Origin of the sequence: Arthrobacter sp. NPDC057013 (assembly GCF_042674585.1) — a bacterium.
Classification (GTDB): domain Bacteria; phylum Actinomycetota; class Actinomycetes; order Actinomycetales; family Micrococcaceae; genus Arthrobacter.
Window position 1 is genome coordinate 132,771 of sequence record NZ_JBHUSE010000006.1, and the last position, 18,701, is coordinate 151,471.

Sequence of the window (18,701 nt, forward strand, 5' to 3'; positions counted from 1 at the left end):
CCTGTCGGGTTTCCTGGAACGCCCGATCACTTCTCTATGGAAAGCAGCGGTCAACCGATCGAAGCTGAGATCTGCCAGAGATATGTGCTGCAGGATCTGATAGAGCGTTGCCGAGAATTCCGCAGGATCTGATAGAGCGTTGCCGGGAATTACGCAGGATCTGAGAGAGCGCCCGGAAGCGCGTGGGCCGTGCCGCTTCTCCAGATGAGGTGGCGCCGGTTCATATGCCGCAATAAAGCTTCCGCGCGAGGCTGGTGCTCTCCTAGCCTTGGTGCATGGGCACAGGGGGCAGGTCAAGCACACAAGGCAGTTTGGGCACACCAGGCACAGCCGACACACAGGGCAGTCAGGGCAGGCCGGGTTCCGTCTTCGCCTTTCCCAACCCCGTCAACGAGTACGCGGCCCGCATCACGGCCGGGCTGGTGGTCCTGCTGGCCGCCGCAACTCTGCTCACCGGCTTCGGCTGGGGCCTGGCGCTCCTTTCCGCCGGTTTTTGGCTGCGCGTGCTGTTCGGCCCGAGGATCTCCCCGTTAGCACTGCTTTCGGTCCGCGTCCTCGCCCCGCGGCTGGGACGGGTCAAACTGGTGCCCGGGCCGCCCAAGCGTTTCGCCCAGGGAATCGGCGCCGCGATGACCACGGCGGCCGCCGTCCTGCTGGCCGCCGGCGTCGCGCCTGCCGCCTGGATTTTGCTCGCCGTGCTGATTGTTGCCGCCTCGTTGGAGGCCTTCGCCGGGTTCTGCCTGGGCTGTGCCCTGTTTGGCCTGCTGCAGCGCCGGGGCCTCATCCCCGAGGACGTCTGCGAGGCGTGCAACAACATTTCTCTCAGCCGGACGTGACGGCAACCAGCTGCTTGGCCATGCCGCGGATCACCTCGGGGGCCTCGAGCGCCTCCAGCCAGTCCGTGGGCAGGCAAGCCGTGCCGTAGTACGTGCCCAGGATGTTGCCCGCGATGGACCCGGTGGAATCGCTGTCGCCGCTGTGGTTGATGGCCACGGCAATGGCCTCCCTGAAATGGTCCACCGGATCCGCCGCGCCGCCATCTCCCCGGGGCGCCGTGGAAAGGACCGCATAAAGCCCGACGGCGAGAGCCTCCTCCGCCACCCAGCCCTCACCCAGTTCACGGACCAGATCCTCCGGGCTGAGCACGGGGGCAGCGCCGGCCTGGCCGGCCCCGCCGGCGAGGCGGACCGCGGCTCCCAGCCGGTCGCGGAGTTCGGGCGCTGCGTCGTCGTCGCCCAGCACACGGTCCAGCGCAGCCTGCGCTGCTCCGGCCAGGCTGCTGCCCTGCACCAGGGAATGAATGATCAGGCTGAAAGCACCCGCGCTCTGCCGGGCGGACGGATGCCCATGCGTGAGCGACGCCGCGTCGGAGCTCAGCTTGTATACGGAGTCCGCCGGAATATGCGGAACGAGTCCGAAGGGAGCCGAACGCATGACCGTGCCGCAGCCCTTTGAATCCGGATTGACCGGACGGGCAGCCGTTCCCATTTCGCCGGTGGCCAGCCCGCGCAGGCAGGCATTGCCCGGGGCGCGCCGGTGCCGCAGGACCTCCTGGCCGTCAATCCAGCGGGGCTGCGGCCGCGGCGCGGATTCGGGAACAGGCACGCCCTGCGTGTCCAGCCAGCGCAGGTACGCTAGCCAGACGCAGGCGTTGGCGTCGGCACCGACGCCGGAGTTGGCCCACTCCAGGGCCTCGACAATCCCGTCAACCGTGTACAGCGTCATCTGGGTGTCGTCCGAGAAGTGCGTCCCGCCGTCGAGCATGGAAAAATCCCGGAGTCCGGCGGCGCCGAAGCGGCGCCGGATCTCGTCTATCTGATCGAACTCGACGGCATAGCCAAGCGAGTCGCCCAGGGCGCCGCCCAGCAGGCAGCCATGGATGCGGGACTCGGGGGACGGAACAGCGCCGGGTTCATTGCTCATGCAGGCAAATTTACCCTGCTGTGATATCCCACTCTCAATGCCGGGCGTCCGGCCACCGGACGATAGGCTCGGATTCAGCAACCGTCCAGACTTTGCTGCAAGACTGCTGGGGCCCGCTCCCGACGTGAGCGGCGTTCCCCCGCTGACCGAAACAAAGGATTTCCACGCCATGAGCACCCCTGTGTCCGTCCCCCCGACCGACCACCGGCAACCCGCCGGTGATAACGGATTCCGGCCCGGGCTGCTGTCCAGGCTCGGAGCGGAGGCGTTCGGAACGCTCTTTCTGGTGCTCGCCGGGCTGGGCGTGCCGCTCTTCACCCTACCGCAGTCCAACCCGCTGCCAGGCGCCCTCGCCGGAGGCCTTGCCGTGACGGCAGCGATGCTCGCCTTCGGCTACATCTCGGGCGGGCACTTCAACCCGGCCATCACGCTCGGCAACCTCGTGGCCGGGAGGATCGGCATCGCCGCCGCAGCAGCCTACATCGGCGCGCAGTTGGTCGGCGCTGCGGCAGCCGCGCTCGCCCTGTTCGGCGTCCTCCGCACGGTGCCCAACATTCCCGACGCCCGCACCGCCTTTGACACTGTCACCGCCGGCTTCGGCGAACACTCCGTGATCCAGACGTCGATGGCCGGGGTGCTGCTGGTGGAGGTTCTGGGAGCCGCCCTCCTGGTCGCCGTGTTCCTCGGCATGACGGCCCGCCGCAACACGCACGCGGCGGCCGCCCCGTTCGCCGTCGGTCTGGCATTTGCCGTGCTGCTGCAGCTGGGCCAGGCCCTGGGCAACGCACCCTTCAACCCCGCCCGTGCCACCGCCTCTGCGATCTTCAGCAGCAGCTGGGCGCTCGGGCAGCTGTGGCTCTTCTGGGTGGCCCCGATCGTCGGCGCCGGCATTGCAGGCCTTGTTTTCCGCGGATTCGCCGACTCCCTGGGCCGCACCGCAGCGCTGGATGCTGACCGTTCCGACGACGAGGCCGACGCCGGGTCTGACCCCGCGGATGACTTTGACGACGACGGTGAAGAACCCGCCGTGGCCACCCGGGCCGCAGCGCCCGCAGCGGCCGACGCGCCTGACGCGGGCGATGAGGCGCGCGACTTCTTCGACGGGCCGCGCACCAAGCAGTCCTGACGCGCCGAAGCGCGGGGTCGGCTATTTTGTCAGTGCCCGCGTCTAGCTTATGAATATGCGGTTATTGCACACTTCCGACTGGCACCTGGGCCGGTCTTTCCACGGCGTCGGCATGCTGGACGCCCAGCGTGCCTTTGTCGACCAGTTGGTTGCCCGGGTCAGGAAACTGTCCGTCGACGTCGTGCTGATCGCCGGCGACGTCTACGACAGGGCACTGCCAGGGGTCGACGTCGTCAACCTCCTGGACGATGCCCTGGTCCGGCTCACCGGGGCAGGCGCCCAGGTGGTGCTGACCAGCGGAAACCACGACTCCGCCATCCGGCTCGGCTTCGCCTCCCGGCTGCTGGAGAAGGGAGGCGTTCACCTGCGCACCCGTCTCGACGAGCTGGACGTCCCCCTCCTGCTGCCCCTCGGCGAAGCCGGGACTGAACAGCGCGGCGAAGACGGGCCGGTGCTGGCGATCTACGGCATCCCGTGGCTCGAACCCCGGCTGGTCGCAGACCAGCTCGGGGTGGACACTGCCAGCCACTTCGAAGTCACCCGCGCCGCCACGGAACGCATCCGGGCCGACGTCGCCGCGCGGGGTGAATCCCGGACGGTCCATTCCATTGTGCTGGCGCACACCTTCGCCAGCGGGGGCATCAGCTCGGACAGTGAACGCGACCTGAGCATCGGGGGAGTGGGGGCCGTACCGCTGGACCTGTTTGACGGCTTTAGCTACACGGCGCTCGGCCATCTGCATGGCCGGCAGTCCCTCTCCGCGGAGGTGCGGTACTCGGGCTCGCCCCTGGCGTACTCCTTCTCGGAGGCCAAGCACCAGAAGGGCGGCTGGCTCATTGACGTGGACGCGTCCGGGGTCACCGCCGTCGAAGAGATCCTCTGGGACGCGCCGCGGCAACTTGCCGTCCTCCGCGGAACCCTCGACGGGCTGCTGGAGTCACCCGAGCACGCCTGGGCCGAGCACGCCTACTGCCAGGTGACCCTGACGGACGCCCAGCGCCCGGCCCAGGCCATGGAGCGGCTGCGCGCCAGGTTCCCGGACACGCTCGTCCTCGGGTTCGACCCGGAGGGGGCACCCGCCGCCTCCGGGGCGAGCTACAGCAGCCGGCTGGCGAAGGCGGAGGACGACCTCGCCGTGTGCTGCGGGTTCCTGGAACATGTCCGCGGCCGGGAGCCGGATCCGGCGGAACAGGCCGCCCTCACCGAAGCTTTGGAGAACGTGCGCCTGCAGGAGGCATCACTGTGAGGATCCACCGCCTGGAAATCTCCGCGTTCGGGCCCTTTGCCGGAACCGAGGAAATTGATTTTGACCGGCTGAGCGCCCAGGGGCTGTTCCTGCTCAACGGCCCCACCGGAGCCGGCAAGACCAGCGTGCTGGACGCCATCTGCTATGCCCTCTACGGGTCCGTACCCGGAGCGCGGCAGGACGGCAAGAGACTGCGCAGCGACCACGCGGACACGGCCGCGGAACCGCGCGTGACCTGCGAATTCACCGCCCGGGGCAGGCGCTTCGAAGTCTCCAGGTCGCCGGCCTGGGACAAACCCAGCGCCCGCGGCCGGAACGGCTTCACCACGCAGCAGGCCAAGACCCTCCTGCGCGAACGCGTCGCGGGGGAATGGGTGGAAAAATCCGGCCGCAACGACGAAGCAGGCGCCGAAATCACCGCGCTCCTTGGCATGGACCGGGAGCAGTTCACCCGCGTAGTCATGCTCCCGCAGGGGGACTTCGCCGCTTTCCTCCGGTCCAAGGCATCCGACCGCCTGGAACTGCTGCAGAAGCTCTTCGGGACCGAACGGTTCGAGGCAGTGGAACGGGAACTCGCGTCCCAGGCCGCCGGGGCCGCAAGCCAGGTCGCCGACCTTGAGGGCCGGCTCGGCCTGCTGGTGGCGAGGGCATGGTCTGAGGCAGCGGCTCTCGAAATCGATCCCGAGACAGCGCCGGATGCCGCCGGCGGCCTTGAACTCCTGTCATGGCTGGAGGCTGCGGCCTCGGCGCGCGCCTCGGCACTGGCCGGCGATGCGGAATCCTGCGAGGACCAGCGCCGCCGCTGCGCGGAGCGGCTCGAAGCGGAGCTGGCCCGCGACGGACGGCGCCTGAAGCTTGCTGCCGCACTGCGCCGGAGGGCAGATGCGCAGGCCGCCGCGCCCGGACTGGCCAGCGCCGGGGCCGCGCTGGACCTGCACCGCAAGGCAGAGCTCCTCGGCGGGCAGCTGAAGGCCGTGACCGCCGCTGAGACCTTGTTTGCCCGGGCCGAAGCAGCCTTCGATCTTGCCTCTGCCGGTGTACGGAAGGCAGCGGAGTCCAGCTCCGAACTGCAGTCCGGCTCCCTACTAGCCGGCCTGGAACATAGCCATGCCGAAAACAGCCGTGCCGAAAACAGCCCTGCAGGACACGGCGCGGTCGCACAACTTGAGGCCGTCGACGTCGCCGCGGAGCTTTCGCGCCTGCGGGCGCTCGCAGCCGTGATCGGCGAACGCCTCGCCGATGAGGACAAGCTGGGCGGCCTGCGCGCACGGGCCGCCGGGCTTGCGCAGCGACGGCTGGAACTCACCCGTGCCGGCGATACCCACGCCGCGCGTCTGCTTTCCCTCCGCACGGAGATGGAGGCCCTGCGAGCCGCCCTGCAGCCGCTGGAGCAGTTGGCAGGGGAATCCGTCCTGCGCACCAAGGAGGCGGCGGCCGCCGACGAGCTGGTGGACGTTGTCAGACGCCATGGAGCCGCGGCCGCCGAGTGTGCCGCCGTCACCGAACGGCATCTCAAGGGCAGGGAACACCACCAGGAACTGCGCCGGCGGTGGCTGGACGTCCGCGAGGAACGGCTGGCCAATGCGGCGGCTGAATTGGCTTCGCGCTTGGAGCACGGCGCGCCCTGTCCTGTCTGCGGCAGCCCGGAGCACCCCGAACCGGTTCCCGCCGGGGACTCCGTCCTGGGGCTCGCCGAGAAAGAGGAACGTGCCAAGGAACGCAGCGAGGCGGCGGAGCGCGCGCTGTCTGTACTGGAGGCCGAGCTCTCCGAGGCCAGGCAGCTGGTCGCCGTTCTCGCCAGCCAGGGTGGTGACACCGATCCTGCCGAAGCAGAGGAAGCGGCCCGGACCGCCCGGCAAGCCGCTGCCGAGGCAGCCGCCGCCGTCGCGGACCTGGCGGCAAGCAGGAGCCGGCAGGAGGAACTGGCCGAACGCATCGAGGCGACGGAACAGGTGCGCGTGGACATGGTGGCGCAGCTGGCACAAACGGAATCCGCCCGCACCGAAATCGAAGTGCAGTCCGGCGCCCTGGAATCGTCGCTCGAAGCGCTACGTGCAGGCCACGCGAGCCTCGGACTCCGCAGCGACGCCATTGGCCAGGTTGTCAGCGTTCTCGAACAGGCTGACGCCGCCCGGAAACAGCTGGACCAGGCCGCGGACCGCCTGGCGGAGGCGCGGAGCGAGCTGGACCGTGCCCTTCCCGAAGCCGGATTCGCCTCGGCCGCCGAGGCCCGCGAGGCTCTGCTGCCGGGACCGGAGGCGGCAAGGCTGGAGTCGGCCGTCAAATCCGGACGGGACGAAGAGGTGCGGCTCGAGGAGCTGTTCGCCAGCGAGGAACTCATGGTCGCGGCAGAGGAGCAGGCCGCCAGGGAACAGACAGCCGGCGAATCCGGTGCCGGCTCAGCGGCGGCCGCGGTGGACCTGGACGTGCTGCGCACCGAAGCCGAGCAGGCAGCCAAAGCCGCAAAGGACGTGGAGCTGGCGGCAGGCCTGGCCCGGCAGGCCGTGAGGGCTCTGGGCCGCCTGCATGCCGAGTACGGGGAGCTTGCTGCGTCCGGCCGGGAGCCGCGGGAACGCGCCGGAGTCCTGAAGGGCCTTGCCGAGGCCGCCCGCGGTTCCGGCGACAACACTTACCGCATGAGTCTGAATGCGTACGTCCTGGCGGCACGGCTGGAGCAGGTTGCCATCGCCGCCTCCGAAAGACTGGTCGCCATGAGCGACGGCCGCTACACCCTGCAGCACTCGGACGCGAGGGCAGCCCGGAACGCCAAGTCCGGGCTGGGGCTGGAAGTCGTGGACGAATGGACCGGCCGCCGCCGCGACACCTCGACACTCTCCGGCGGGGAATCCTTCATGGCCTCGCTGTCGCTGGCGCTGGGCCTCGCGGACGTCGTGCAGCAGGAGGCAGGCGGCGTCGACATTGAAACCCTGTTCGTCGACGAAGGCTTCGGCAGCCTCGACGAGCAGGCACTCGAGCAGGTCATGGATGCCCTGGAGGGCCTCCGGGACGGCGGCCGGGTGGTCGGCCTGGTGAGCCATGTGGGGGAGATGAAGCAGCGCATCGGCAGCCAGCTCCAGGTGGTGAAGCAGCGCAACGGCTCCACCGCGCGCATCGTTGATGCACTCGTAACGGTCTGACCCCCGGTGGTGCCCGCCAGCAGGGGCACCACCGGGCGGTTGTGACTTCAGCCGCGGTTTCCGGGTCCACTATCATGGGACTGTTACCGGGTTCAGCGCATCGGGAGGAGGGACGATGCGCACGACTGAACGAGCCCGCATACATGAGCACTTCAACGGCGCCCCAGCCACCCGCCGACTCCCGCCCGACCACCTGCGCCGGCACAGATGAGCCAGCCAGTCCGGCATCGCCAGCCCGGCAGCTTGGCGGCCGTTTCGCCCGCCTGCCGGCGCTCGCAGGCAGGGAATTCCTGCCCATTGGCCTGTTTGCCCGCCTGCCCCTGGCGATGCTGACCCTGGGAACCCTCACCCTCGCCACCTCGGTCGCCGGCTCGTATGCCGTCGGCGGCGCCGCTGCCGGCGCCGTGGGTATCGGCTCGGCTGTCGGTGCGCCCGTCCTCGGCTGGCTCGCCGACCGGCTGGGCCAGCGCCCGGTGCTGCTGGTCTCGGCCGTCCTGAATGTCGTGGCCGTGCTTGCCGTCATCGCCGCCGCGTACGTGATTTCCGGGGTGCACAACGTCGGTGCCGCATGGGGCGTCATCGCGGCCGCACTGGCGGCGGGCCTCAGCTGCCCGCAGGTCGGCCCGCTGGCCCGTGTCCGCTGGATGGCCCTGACCGCCGAAAGCCGGCGTGCGGGGATCAGCTCCGACCTCGACGTCGCCCTGTCCTATGAGAGCACAGCCGACGAACTGACGTTCGTGCTCGGTCCGGCGCTCGTGGGTGTCCTGGCCAGCCTGCTTGCCCCGTGGGTGCCGCTGGCCCTGGCCGCCGCGCTCACGCTCACGCTGGTTCCGGCTTTCGCCGTCCACCGCACCCACGCCGCTGTTCCGCGGCGGGCCGCCGCCGGCACCCGCGAGGGCACGGAAAGCGCCCGCACAGCGGGCAGCGGAAGTGCCGGAACCCGTGCTGGCAGCCGGCTTGCCGGCCTGGCCGCCGTGGCACTTCCTGTCCTGGCCATGGTCTGCATGGGCACCTTTTTCGGCTCCACGCAGGCAGCTTTGAGCGCGTTTGCCGCCGGGTTCGCAACGTCGGAGGCGGCCGGCCTCCTCTACGCCGTCATGGGGATCAGCTCGGCCGGGGCCGCGATCTCAGTGGCCTACTGGCCGGCCGGCTTCCCGGTGGCCGTCCGCTGGGTCACCGGGGCGGCGGCGATGGCCGGGTTGTCGGCCCTGCTGTTCCTGCCCACCGACGGCTGGGGCATGGTGCTGGTGCTGCTCGTACTGGGCCTGCCGGTGGGTCCGGTCATGGTTACGGTCTTTGCCATCGGCGGGCTGGTGGCACCGGCCGGCCGGCTTGCCACTGTGATGACGGCGCTCGCCAGCGGCATTGTCGCGGGCACCGCCCTTGGCTCCTCCGTCGGCGGCCAGCTGGCGCAGGAAGGGGGCCATCAGGCGGCCTTCCACGTCACGGCAGCCGCCGCGGCGGCACTGTTCGCCCTCGGCGCGGTGGCCGCCGTCGTCGTCCGTTCCCGGAAAAGGACAGCTCAGGCGAGCTGACCTTCAATCCGGGCGGCGCTGGCGGTCAGGGCGGCTGCCACTTCCGCCGGATCCTGCGACGATCGGATATAGACGACGGCGACCGCTGCCGGGCGTCCGCCGGGCACACGGACCGGTGCGGCAAGGGAGGAAACCCCGGCGATCACCTCGTCGTGACTTGCCGCGTAACCGAGCTTCCGCGCCTCCGCAGCTTCGGGGCGGTAGGGCACGGCGGGAGCCAGCTGGCTCCACTCGTGCTCCGTCAGGGCGGACTGGATGGCGATTCCGGGAGCGCCGGAGCTGATCGGATGGCGGGACCCCGGATGCTGCACCACGGTGGCGGCCGAATGCCGGGGTTCCACCGTCACCAGCGTCACGCAGTCCTGGTGGTCCCACACCGCCACGAAGGCCGTCATATTGAGTGAGTTGGCCAATTGGGTCAGTTCCGGCAGCGCCGCGGTCTGGAGGTTCCGCGAAACGCCGCGAGCCAGCACCGCGAGCCCCGGCCCGGGCTGGACGCGGCCGGCGTCGTCGCGCACCAGCAGGGAATGGTCCTCGAGGGTCCGCAGGATCCGGTAGGCGACGGAGCGGTGCACGCCCATGGCCTCCGAAAGTTCGGCGATGGTCAGCGGACGGTCGGCTTCGGCCAGGATTTCCAAGGCGCGGATGCCCCGGGAGAGGGTCTGCGATGGGGAAGCCTGGGCGGGTGCAACCTGAGTTGCGGCGCCGGCGTTGGGAGTCATGCTGTCCATCCTAGGCAAGTAAGCGGGGCGCCAGCCAAAAGGGCTTGTGTGGCCCGTTCCGTTGGGCTACCGTTCCATATAGGAACCGCCTGTTCAACTATAGAACAGTGTATCTACGGAACAGTTTAGAGCGACTGCGGCACGGTGCGCCAGAGCCAGGAACCGCGCCCCCGAAGGATCAATGATGACGGCCAATCCAGCAGCGGGCCCCGGTGTTCCGGGCAGGACGTCGGTGCCCCGTGCCCACCGCTTCCGCGGCAGCCTTGGCCGGTTCGCCACCGGGGTTGCCATCGTCACCTTCGACGGCGTCACCAAGCGGCACGGCATCACCGTCAACTCCTTCACGGCAGTCTCAATGGACCCCCCGCTGGTCCTGGCCAGCATCGCCCGCACCGCCAAAGCCCACGACGAGCTGGCCGGCCGGCCCTTCACCGTCAACATCCTGGGGGCCGAGCAGCGGCAGCTGGCCCTGCACTTCGCGGGTCGTCCCGGGCCGGAGCCCCGCTGGGTGGAAGGGGCAACGGCACCCCGGCTCTCCGGTGTCCTGGCCTATTTTGAATGCCGGCCCTGGGCGGCATACGACGGCGGCGACCACACCCTCTATATCGGCGAGGTGGTGGATTTCGACCACCGCAACGGCGACGCGCTCGCGTTCGCCAACAGCGTCTTCACCACCATCCCGGAGAGCCAGCTGGGGATAGAGGACCTGCTGTAGGCGGCACCTTTCCATCATCACAAAAGACAGTTCAACGACGACTGGAGGCAGCAATGGGCATCAGAACCGGCCAGCAGTACCTGGACAAACTCAACGCGATGACCCCGCACATCGCGATCGACGGCGAGGTGGTCAGCGAAAAAGTTGCCGAACACCCGGCCTTCCGCAACGTTGCCCGGCAGTACGCGAAGCTGTTCGACATGCAGCACGACCAGCGGCATCAGGAGGCGCTGACCTATGCCTCGCCCACCACCGGGGACCTCGTCAACGCGTCCTTCCTGGTGCCACGGACCATCGAGGACCTGCGGCACCGACGCCGGGCCACCTCCGCGTGGGCCGAGGCGACCAACGGATTCCTCGGCCGCACCGGCGACTACATGAACTCAGCACTCACCGCCCTGGGCACGGCCGGGACGTGGTTCGCCCAGGCGGATCCCAAGTTCGCCGAGAACATCGGCAACTACTACGAGTGGGCGCGCGAAAACGACATGCTCGCAACCCATACCCTGATCCCGCCGCAGGTGAACAGGTCCGTATCCGGCTCGGAGCAGCTAGGCGGACAGCTCACGGCCCACATCGTGGCAGAGCGCGACGGCGGCATCGTGGTCCGCGGCGCCCGCATGCTCGCCACGATCGCGCCCATCGCCGACGAGCTGCTGGTCTTCCCGTCCACGGTGCTCCGCGGCACGCCGGAGGATGCGCCGTATTCCTTTGCCTTCGCCATTCCCAATGACACGCCAGGGCTCAGGTACCTCTGCCGGACCTCGCTGTACAACGGCGGCAGCACCCACGATGAACCGCTGGCCTCCCGCTACGAGGAAATGGACGCCGTGGCCGTCTTCGACGACGTCTTCGTTCCCGGCGACCGCATCTTCATGCTCGGCAACCCGCAACTCTGCAACTCGTTCTATGCCGAGACCGGCGCGGGCGCCCTCATGACCCACCAGGTGGTTACCCGGACCATCGCCAAGAGTGAGTTCTTCCTGGGCCTGGCCTCCGAGCTCGCCGACTCGATCGGCATCGACGGGTTCCAGCACATCCAGGAGGACATCGCCGAACTGATCATCGACGTCGAAATCGGCAAGGCGCTGGTCCGTGCGTCCGAGGCCGACGCCGAACCCAACGAGGCCGGCATGATGCTCCCCAAGTGGACCACCCTCAACGCTGCCCGCAACTGGTATCCGAAGGTGGCCCAGCGCTTCCCGCAGATCATCCGGAAATTCTCCGCGTCGGGACTGATGGCCCTGCCCGGCGAAGCGGACGTCAACGGCGATGCCCGCGCGGACATCGACCTGTACCTGCAGGGAAAGACGCTGACCGGGCCCGAGCGGGTCCGGCTGTTCAAACTCGCGTTCGACGCCTCGATCTCGGGATTCTCCGGCCGGCAGTCGCTGTACGAGTACTTCTTCTTCGGGGATCCGGTCCGGATGGCCGGGGCACTGGTCAACACCTACGACCGCGAGCCGGCCCGGGCGCGGCTGCGTGAGTTCCTGCACCGGACAGACTAAGCCGGACCGGCTGAGGGGTGCGCCAGATCACGCTTTCGTAGTATCCTCACACCAACTGACCGTTCGATCAGTAAATCGGACAGCCCTTTCTCGCCGCCGGCAGTAGTACTGCCCCCACCCACGGAGTTCCAATGACCGCAGCTTCACACGTCGATTCAGAGGCCGGGCCCAGCAGCAAGCGCGAGGAACGCAAAGTCCTCGCCGGCACACTGGTGGGCACCACCATCGAGTGGTACGACTTCTTCATCTTCGCCCAGCTGACGGCAACGCTGCTGTCACCGCTGTTCCTGGCCCCGCTGAACGAATCCAACCCGGGCCTGGCGCAGATCCTCTCCTTCGCCCTGATCGGCATCAGCTTCCTGTTCCGGCCCCTCGGCGCCATCATCGCCGGGCATCTGGGTGACCGCCTGGGCCGCAAGGCCATGCTGGTGTTCACGCTGATCATGATGGGTGCGGCCACGGCACTGATCGGCATACTGCCCACCTACGGCCAGATCGGCTTCTGGGCGCCGGTGCTGCTGATCACACTCCGCGTCATCCAGGGCTTCTCCGCCGGCGGTGAATGGGGCGGTGCCGCCCTGATGGCAGTGGAACACGCCCCCAAGAGCAGGCGCGGCCTGTTCGGCGCCTACCCGCAGATTGGCGTCCCCGTGGGCATGATCCTGGCCACCGGGCTGCTGTTCTTCCTCAACACCGGCATGTCCAAGGAAGACTTCGCCTCGTGGGGCTGGCGCGTTCCCTTCCTGCTCTCCATCGTGCTGATCGTGGTTGGCTACCTGATCCGCCGCGCAGTCGGTGAAAGCCCGGTCTTCAAGGAAATGACTGCCCGCAAGGAAGAAAGCAAGGCCCCGCTCGGAGAACTCATTCGGAGCCACAAGAAAGCTGTGCTCTACTCCACCATGATCTTCATCGGCAACAACGCCGCCGGCTACCTCCTCATTGCCTTCTTCATTGCCTACGCAACCAGGACTCTGAAGATGCCCACGCCGCAGATCCTCCTGGCCACCACGCTGGCATCCTTCGGCTGGCTGATCTTCACGCTGGTGGGCGGCTGGCTCTCGGACAGGATCGGCCGGGTCAAGACCTTCCTGACCGGCTACGCCATCGTCTTCGCCTGGATGATCCCGATGTTCGCCCTCATCGACACCAAGGACATCATGCTCTACGGCGTCGCGCTGTTCGTCCTCACGGTGGGCCTGGGCCTGTCCTACGGACCCATGTCCGCCATGTACGCGGAGATGTTCCCGGCTAACGTGCGGTACTCGGGCATCTCGATCGGGTACGCCTTCGGCGCCATCCTGGGCGGTGCGTTCGCGGCCACCATCGCCGAGTCGCTCCTGCAGAGCACCAAGTGGACCGGCTCCATCGGCATCTACATCATGATCCTGTGCGTCATTTCGGGCATCGGAGTGATCCTGGCGAAGGAGACCCGCGGCCGGCCGCTCGGGGTCAGCCGGCACTAGATGCGGGCGCCGTGCAGCAGGGCTATCGCGTCCTCGTCGCTCAGCTGGTCAAAGCGCCGGTAAAAGGCTCCCACAGCCCGGAATCTTCCCGGCAGGTGGAGGCACAGAACATTACACACCCGGGACAGTGACTTCTCCGCCTCTATCGAACCGACGGGTGCGGCGGCAACTACCGCTGCCGCACCGGCCATCCGTACCGCCTCGACCGCTGCCCGCATGGTGGCCCCCGTCGCCAGGCCGTCGTCCACGAGCAAGGCCGTCTTGCCGTGGATGTCGGGGTCAACGGCTGGATAGCTGTCGGCGCGGCGCATCAGTTCGGCCCGCTCCCGGCGCTCCACCTGGTCGAGCCAATCCTGCCGCACGCCGTCGTCGAGAATCCGCTCCACGAGCGGCCGGTTGAGCAGGCGGACGATGTTTCCGCCCGAGTAGGCCAACGCGCCGAATGCGGTCTCGTCATGGCCCGGGATGCCCAGCTTGCGGACCAGCAGGGCCCCGAATGGCAGGTGCAGGACCTCAGCCGCGGCGGCGGCCACCGGGATGCCGCCGCGGGCCAGGCCCAGCACCATGGTGTCCGTGCGCTCGCGGAATTGCGGAAGGGCGGCCGCAAGCTGCCGTCCTGCATCCTCCCGGTCCTCAAAAACCATGGCCATGGGTTCCTCTTCCGGTGTCTCCGCCCCCCAAAGTCCAGCCTACGCCCGTCGGCTCCGGCGGGAGCCGGGGTTTTCGACGGCGTCCGGCCGGGCCGGCGGAAAGCTCCGGACCGGTTGGGAGCGGGAGCCGCGTGGACCTGCTAGCTGCCGAGGAACGCGATGGCCGCCTGCTTGAAGGCGCGGCTGGTGATGGCGTTGGTGTGCGTGCGGCCCGGCAGGACCAGCTGCTCGGCCATGGAGCCGGCCTTCAGGGCCAGGTCGGCGAGCTGCGGCATGGACGCGGCGCGTTCGTCATTTTCGCCGGCCACCAGCAGCATCGGCATGTGCGGCACGGCCTCGGCGGGGTCGTACGGTTCCCCCTTGATGGCCTCCACCAGGGACAGCAGCGCGAAGATGTTGTTGCTCGGCAGCGCCTGCGCCATGCTCAAGAGCCCGGCCGTGGACGAGTCCTCGATGGGCGTGCCGTCGGCAAGGTACCGCTGGGCGGCCACGAGGTCGAAGGCCGCCAGCGGGTCGGCCATGTTCGGGCCGCCCAGCACCAGCCGGTGGACCAGCTCCGGCTGGGTGGCGCCGAACTCCCAGGCGAGCCGGGAGCCAAGGGAATAGCCCACCACGTCCAGCCCGCTGGCAGGGTCACCATCGCGCAAGGGCCGGGCGCCGGCGTCGAACGCTATCTGCAAAAGGTCAGCCCTGATCCTGCTGGGGGAGTAGGAGTCCATGTCCTCCGGAGCCCCGCTCCGGCCGTGGCCGGGAAGGTCGACGGCGATGACCCGGCGGCCGGCCTCCAGCAGCGCCGGGATCCAGCCCGTGTCCTCCCAATTCAGCTTGCTGGACGCGGAGAAGCCGTGAATGAGGAGGACGGGGCGGAGACCGGCGTCGTTCGCAGGGTCATGCACCTCGACGTAAAGCTGCGGGTCGGTGCCCTCGACCGTGTGGGAGTGCTGTTCGCCGGTGTGTCTGCCGCTCATCGCCTCAGTCCTCGTCAAGTCTCATCCTTGTCAGGTACAGGGCTCGCCGGGACTGCTTCGTGGCCGGTCCGCCGTGGATGGGCACCACTCTACCTGTCTGCGGACCGGGCAAATCCACGGCTAGGAGAGCCGGGCGCGCCGGGACGCCGCGAACCGGGCCCCCGCCCAGCAGGCGGCGGCGATGCCGGCGATCAGCAGCAGCGTGCTGATCAGCTGCATGCGGCTGCTCTCGGCGCTGAAGCCCACCGCAAACACCAGTCCGAGCAGCACGAGGCCGAACACGGTGAGCCCGGGGAAGCCCTTCATTCGCAGCGGCAACGCAGTGCCGTCGCGGTCCGCGCGCCGGCGCAGGATGAGCTGGGAGACCAGCGCCGAGCCCCAGACCACGAGGCAGGTGGACCCGACGAGCTGGAACAGGGCGGGCAGGATGCGCCCCGGGAACAGCAGCTCCAGGACAGTGGCGATGAAGCCGAACGCGACGGAGACGCCGACGGCGATCATCGGCACCCCGGCCCCGCTGAGCCGGGACAGGAAACCGGGAGCCTCGCCGCGCTCTGCGAGCGAGAACACCATGCGGGACGCCCCGTACAGGTTGGCGTTCAGGGCGGACAGCAGGGCGACGACGGCCACCAGGGTAATGGCGGTGGCGGCACCGGGGATGCGGGCGGCATCCAGGACGCCGGCGAACGGCGAGGACAGGGCCTCTGACGTGGCGGGAAGGACGGCGGCGATCACGAAGACAGAGCCGATGTAGAAAACGAGGATCCGCCACACCACCGTGCGGATGGCCCTGGTAACGCTGTGCTCGGGGTCTTCGGTTTCGGCGGCCGCGACGCTCACGATCTCCGTGCCGCCAAACGCGAAGATCACCACGAACAGGGCCGTGGCAATGCCGCCAAGGCCCGAGGGCGCGAAGTCTCCGGTGATGTTGGCCAGCCCGGGGGACGCCACCTCCGGCAGGAACCCGAGGAGCAGCGCGGCGCCGACGCCCAGGAACAGGACGATGGCGGCCACCTTGAGAATGGCAAACCAGAACTCGAACTCGCCGAAGTTCTTCACCCCGGCCAGGTTGATGCCCGTGAACACCACCATGAACACCAGCGCGAGTGCCCATACCGGAACCACCGGCCAGACCGAAAACAGCAGCCCCGCCGCACCGAGTGCCTCCGCAGCGATGACCACCACCAGCTGCAGCCACCAGAGCCAGCCCACGGTTGCCCCGGCGGTCTTGCCCATGGCGCGTTCGGCGTACACGGAGAAGGCGCCGCTGTTGGGGTTGGCTGCCGCCATCTCGCCGAGCGCCCACATGACCAGGATGATGAGCGTGCCGGCCACAAGGTAGGACACCAGGACGGCGGGGCCGGCCGCCTGGACCCCGGCGCCCGAGCCCAGGAAAAGCCCGGCGCCTATGGCGCTGCCGAGGCCCATCATGGTGAGTTGGCGGGGCTTCATGCTGTGGCGGAGCTGGACTGCGGGCCGCTCTGCCGTGGACTTCGTCGTCATGCTGCGTACCTTCTTGGGGTTGGGGACTGGTCCTTTTGGGACCTTTCGAATTTACACCCAACTTTCGCGAAACATTTTGCATCCCGGGCGGGCGGCCGTAGAATCAGTTTTAGTCAACTTGACTATAACTAGTCCAGGACGGAGCCGAAGGCGCCCGGCCGATCGCAGCGAAGCGGGTGATTACCGTGTACACCACCTCAGCCAACGTGGCCGAGCGGCAGTCCGCGCCGCCGTCGCTCGCCATTTCCACGGTGATTTTTGCACTCCGGCCCAGCGAGTCCTCCGGCCGCCCCACGTTGTGGATCCCGCTGGTCCGCCGGATCCGGGAACCCTTCAAAGGCCAGTGGGCCCTCCCAGGCGGCCCGCTGACCCACGCCGAATCCCTGCAGGACGCCGCCTCACGTAATCTGCGCGAAACCACCGGGCTGGCACCGAGCTATCTCGAACAGCTCTACGCCTTCGGCGGCCTGCACCGTTCACCCACCCAGCGTGTGGTGTCCATCGTCTACTGGGCGCTGGTCCAGCCCACCGAGGCTGCGCTCGCGGACGAATCCGAGAACGTCAGGTGGTTCCGTGCCGACAAGCTCGGCAGCCTTGCCTTCGACCACAACGCGATCGTGGACTACGCCCTGTGGCGGCTGCGGAACAAGCTGGCCTACGGCTCTATCGCCTACCACTTCCTGGGGGAATACTTCACCCTCGCCCAGGTCCGCGAGGTCTACGAAGCCGTGCTGGACACGCAACTGGACCCCGCCAACTTCCGCCGGCAGATCAAGTCGACGCCGGAAATCGAAGAAACCGGTGAATACCTCCAGGGCGGCAAGCACCGCCCGCCGCGTCTTTACCGATTTACCGGCCGCCCCGGCCTCGACCCAGATAACAGGAGCACCCCATGAGCAGCGTCAATACTGCCATCCAGCTGATCACGCGTGAACAGGCCGAGAAGGCCACGGCAGCCGGCACGGGCGGCACCTGCAGCCCGGCGCTTGCCAAGGGGCCCTGGGAGTACGACCTCGCGGAAACGCTCGCCGGTGTTCCCGCCTACGGCCCCGGGGCTTCCAGCGCGGACGTCGCTCCTCCCTCCACGCCGCGCCAGGGCCAGCTTCCCGAGGAGTACAAGCTGGCCGGCGAAGCCGAGCTCGATGCCCGGATCCGTGCTGCCAAGGCAACGCTGGGTGACCGCGCTGTCATCCTGGGCCACTTCTACCAGCGCGATGAGGTTGTCCAGTACGCCGACTTCGTCGGGGATTCCTTCCAGCTGGCCAACGCCGCCCTGACCCGGCCCGACGCCGAGGCCATCGTGTTCTGCGGTGTGCACTTCATGGCCGAGACCGCTGACACCCTCTCCAAGCCGGAGCAGGCTGTCATCCTGCCGAACCTCGCTGCCGGCTGCTCGATGGCGGACATGGCTGACGCCGATTCCGTGGAGGAGTGCTGGGAACAGCTCGAGGAGATATTCGGCACCGAGCCCGACGCGGAGGGCCGCGTTCCGGTCATCCCCGTCACCTATATGAACTCCTCCGCAGCTCTGAAGGCCTTTTGCGGCCGGAACGGCGGCATCGTCTGCACCTCCTCCAACGCCAAGACGGTCCTCGAGTGGGCCTTCGAGCGCGGCCAGCGCGTCCTGTTCTTCCCGGACCAGCACCTTGGCCGGAACACGGCCAAAGCGCTGGGTGTCCCGCTCGAGCAGATGCCCATGTGGAACCCGCGCAGGGAACTTGGCGGAAACGACGAACAGGCCCTGCTGGACTCCCGCGTCATCCTCTGGCACGGCTTCTGCTCGGTCCACAAGCGCTTCAGCGTGGCCCAGATCGAGAAGGCCCGCGCCGACTTCCCGGGCGTCAACGTCATCGTGCACCCCGAGTGCCCCATGGAAGTGGTGGACGCGGCCGACTCCGCCGGATCCACGGACTTCATCCAGAAGGCCATCGCGGCAGCCACCGAGCCCACGGTCTTCGCGATCGGTACCGAGATCAACATGGTGAACCGGCTGGCGGCGCAGTACCCGCAGCACACCATTTTCTGCCTGGACCCGGTCATCTGCCCGTGCAGCACCATGTACCGGATCCACCCCGGCTACCTGGCCTGGGTCCTCGAAGAACTCGTCGCCGGCCGTATTGTCAACCGCATCACCGTGGACGACGACGTGCAGCAGGACGCCAGGACAGCACTCGAGCGCATGCTCGCCGCCAAGCCCTGACAGGG

General features: G+C 68.5%; 15 protein-coding genes. 10 read left to right on the top strand and 5 right to left on the bottom strand.

The window, feature by feature from the left end:
• Positions 1-311 precede the first annotated feature (311 nt).
• The gene (locus ACFTSA_RS10735) at positions 312-836 is read left to right on the top strand and encodes a DUF4395 domain-containing protein (protein WP_377951246.1); all 525 of its coding nucleotides are present in this window, start codon (positions 312-314) and stop codon (positions 834-836) included.
• On the opposite strand, the gene ACFTSA_RS10740 is transcribed toward ACFTSA_RS10735, so the two are convergent.
• Positions 823-1,923, bottom strand: coding sequence for an ADP-ribosylglycohydrolase family protein (locus ACFTSA_RS10740; RefSeq protein ID WP_377951247.1), 1,101 nt, complete (start codon positions 1,921-1,923; stop codon positions 823-825). The two genes, ACFTSA_RS10735 and ACFTSA_RS10740, sit on opposite strands and share 14 nt — an antisense overlap.
• Positions 1,924-2,092: 169 nt before the next feature.
• Here ACFTSA_RS10740 and ACFTSA_RS10745 point away from each other — a divergent pair, with 169 nt between their 5' ends.
• From ACFTSA_RS10745 to ACFTSA_RS10760, 4 genes are all read left to right on the top strand, one after another.
• Positions 2,093-3,049: an MIP/aquaporin family protein gene (locus tag ACFTSA_RS10745; RefSeq protein WP_377951248.1), complete on the top strand. Its 957-nt coding sequence runs from the start codon at positions 2,093-2,095 to the stop codon at positions 3,047-3,049.
• Between the two features lie 55 nt (positions 3,050-3,104).
• Positions 3,105-4,295, top strand: coding sequence for an exonuclease SbcCD subunit D (locus ACFTSA_RS10750; protein WP_377951249.1), 1,191 nt, complete (start codon positions 3,105-3,107; stop codon positions 4,293-4,295).
• Entirely contained in the window at positions 4,292-7,432 is a 3,141-nt protein-coding gene (locus tag ACFTSA_RS10755; protein WP_377951250.1) for an AAA family ATPase, read from the top strand. Before ACFTSA_RS10750 ends, ACFTSA_RS10755 begins: the two co-directional genes overlap by 4 nt.
• A 143-nt stretch (positions 7,433-7,575) precedes the next feature.
• On the top strand, positions 7,576-8,967 hold the full coding sequence (locus ACFTSA_RS10760) for an MFS transporter (RefSeq protein ID WP_377951251.1): 1,392 nt from the start codon (positions 7,576-7,578) through the stop codon (positions 8,965-8,967).
• Here ACFTSA_RS10760 and ACFTSA_RS10765 read toward each other — a convergent pair.
• A complete protein-coding gene (locus ACFTSA_RS10765; protein WP_354258651.1) occupies positions 8,955-9,689 on the bottom strand; it encodes a helix-turn-helix domain-containing protein in 735 nt (244 codons plus the stop codon). The two genes, ACFTSA_RS10760 and ACFTSA_RS10765, sit on opposite strands and share 13 nt — an antisense overlap.
• A 184-nt stretch (positions 9,690-9,873) precedes the next feature.
• Between ACFTSA_RS10765 and ACFTSA_RS10770 the strand changes: the two genes are divergently transcribed.
• The 3 genes from ACFTSA_RS10770 to ACFTSA_RS10780 all read left to right on the top strand — a co-directional run bounded on the left by ACFTSA_RS10770 (position 9,874) and on the right by ACFTSA_RS10780 (position 13,375).
• Complete coding sequence (locus ACFTSA_RS10770; RefSeq protein ID WP_377951252.1) at positions 9,874-10,404, top strand: flavin reductase family protein; 531 nt, start codon at positions 9,874-9,876, stop codon at positions 10,402-10,404.
• A 53-nt stretch (positions 10,405-10,457) separates the two neighbouring features.
• Entirely contained in the window at positions 10,458-11,912 is a 1,455-nt protein-coding gene (gene hpaB, locus ACFTSA_RS10775; protein WP_377951253.1) for a 4-hydroxyphenylacetate 3-monooxygenase, oxygenase component, read from the top strand.
• A 131-nt stretch (positions 11,913-12,043) separates the two neighbouring features.
• Entirely contained in the window at positions 12,044-13,375 is a 1,332-nt protein-coding gene (locus ACFTSA_RS10780; RefSeq protein WP_377951254.1) for an MFS transporter, read from the top strand.
• Here the strand turns inward: ACFTSA_RS10780 and ACFTSA_RS10785 are convergent.
• The 3 genes from ACFTSA_RS10785 to ACFTSA_RS10795 form a co-directional block, all read right to left on the bottom strand.
• Positions 13,372-14,025, bottom strand: coding sequence for a phosphoribosyltransferase (locus ACFTSA_RS10785; RefSeq protein WP_377951256.1), 654 nt, complete (start codon positions 14,023-14,025; stop codon positions 13,372-13,374). The two genes, ACFTSA_RS10780 and ACFTSA_RS10785, sit on opposite strands and share 4 nt — an antisense overlap.
• A gap of 140 nt (positions 14,026-14,165) precedes the next feature.
• Complete coding sequence (locus tag ACFTSA_RS10790) at positions 14,166-14,993, bottom strand: alpha/beta fold hydrolase (RefSeq protein WP_377951257.1); 828 nt, start codon at positions 14,991-14,993, stop codon at positions 14,166-14,168.
• 120 nt (positions 14,994-15,113) lie between these two features.
• On the bottom strand, positions 15,114-16,496 hold the full coding sequence (locus tag ACFTSA_RS10795) for an amino acid permease (protein ID WP_377951258.1): 1,383 nt from the start codon (positions 16,494-16,496) through the stop codon (positions 15,114-15,116).
• A gap of 185 nt (positions 16,497-16,681) precedes the next feature.
• Between ACFTSA_RS10795 and ACFTSA_RS10800 the strand changes: the two genes are divergently transcribed.
• Together ACFTSA_RS10800 and nadA are read left to right on the top strand one after the other, a co-directional pair.
• Positions 16,682-17,392 carry an NUDIX domain-containing protein gene (locus tag ACFTSA_RS10800; RefSeq protein ID WP_331574896.1) on the top strand — a complete coding sequence of 237 codons (711 nt, stop codon included), beginning with the start codon at positions 16,682-16,684 and terminating at the stop codon, positions 17,390-17,392.
• Positions 17,389-18,696 (top strand): quinolinate synthase NadA, encoded by a 1,308-nt coding sequence (gene nadA, locus ACFTSA_RS10805; protein WP_377951259.1) that lies wholly within the window; start codon positions 17,389-17,391, stop codon positions 18,694-18,696. The genes ACFTSA_RS10800 and nadA overlap by 4 nt, the downstream gene beginning before the upstream one ends.
• Positions 18,697-18,701: the final 5 nt, after the last annotated feature.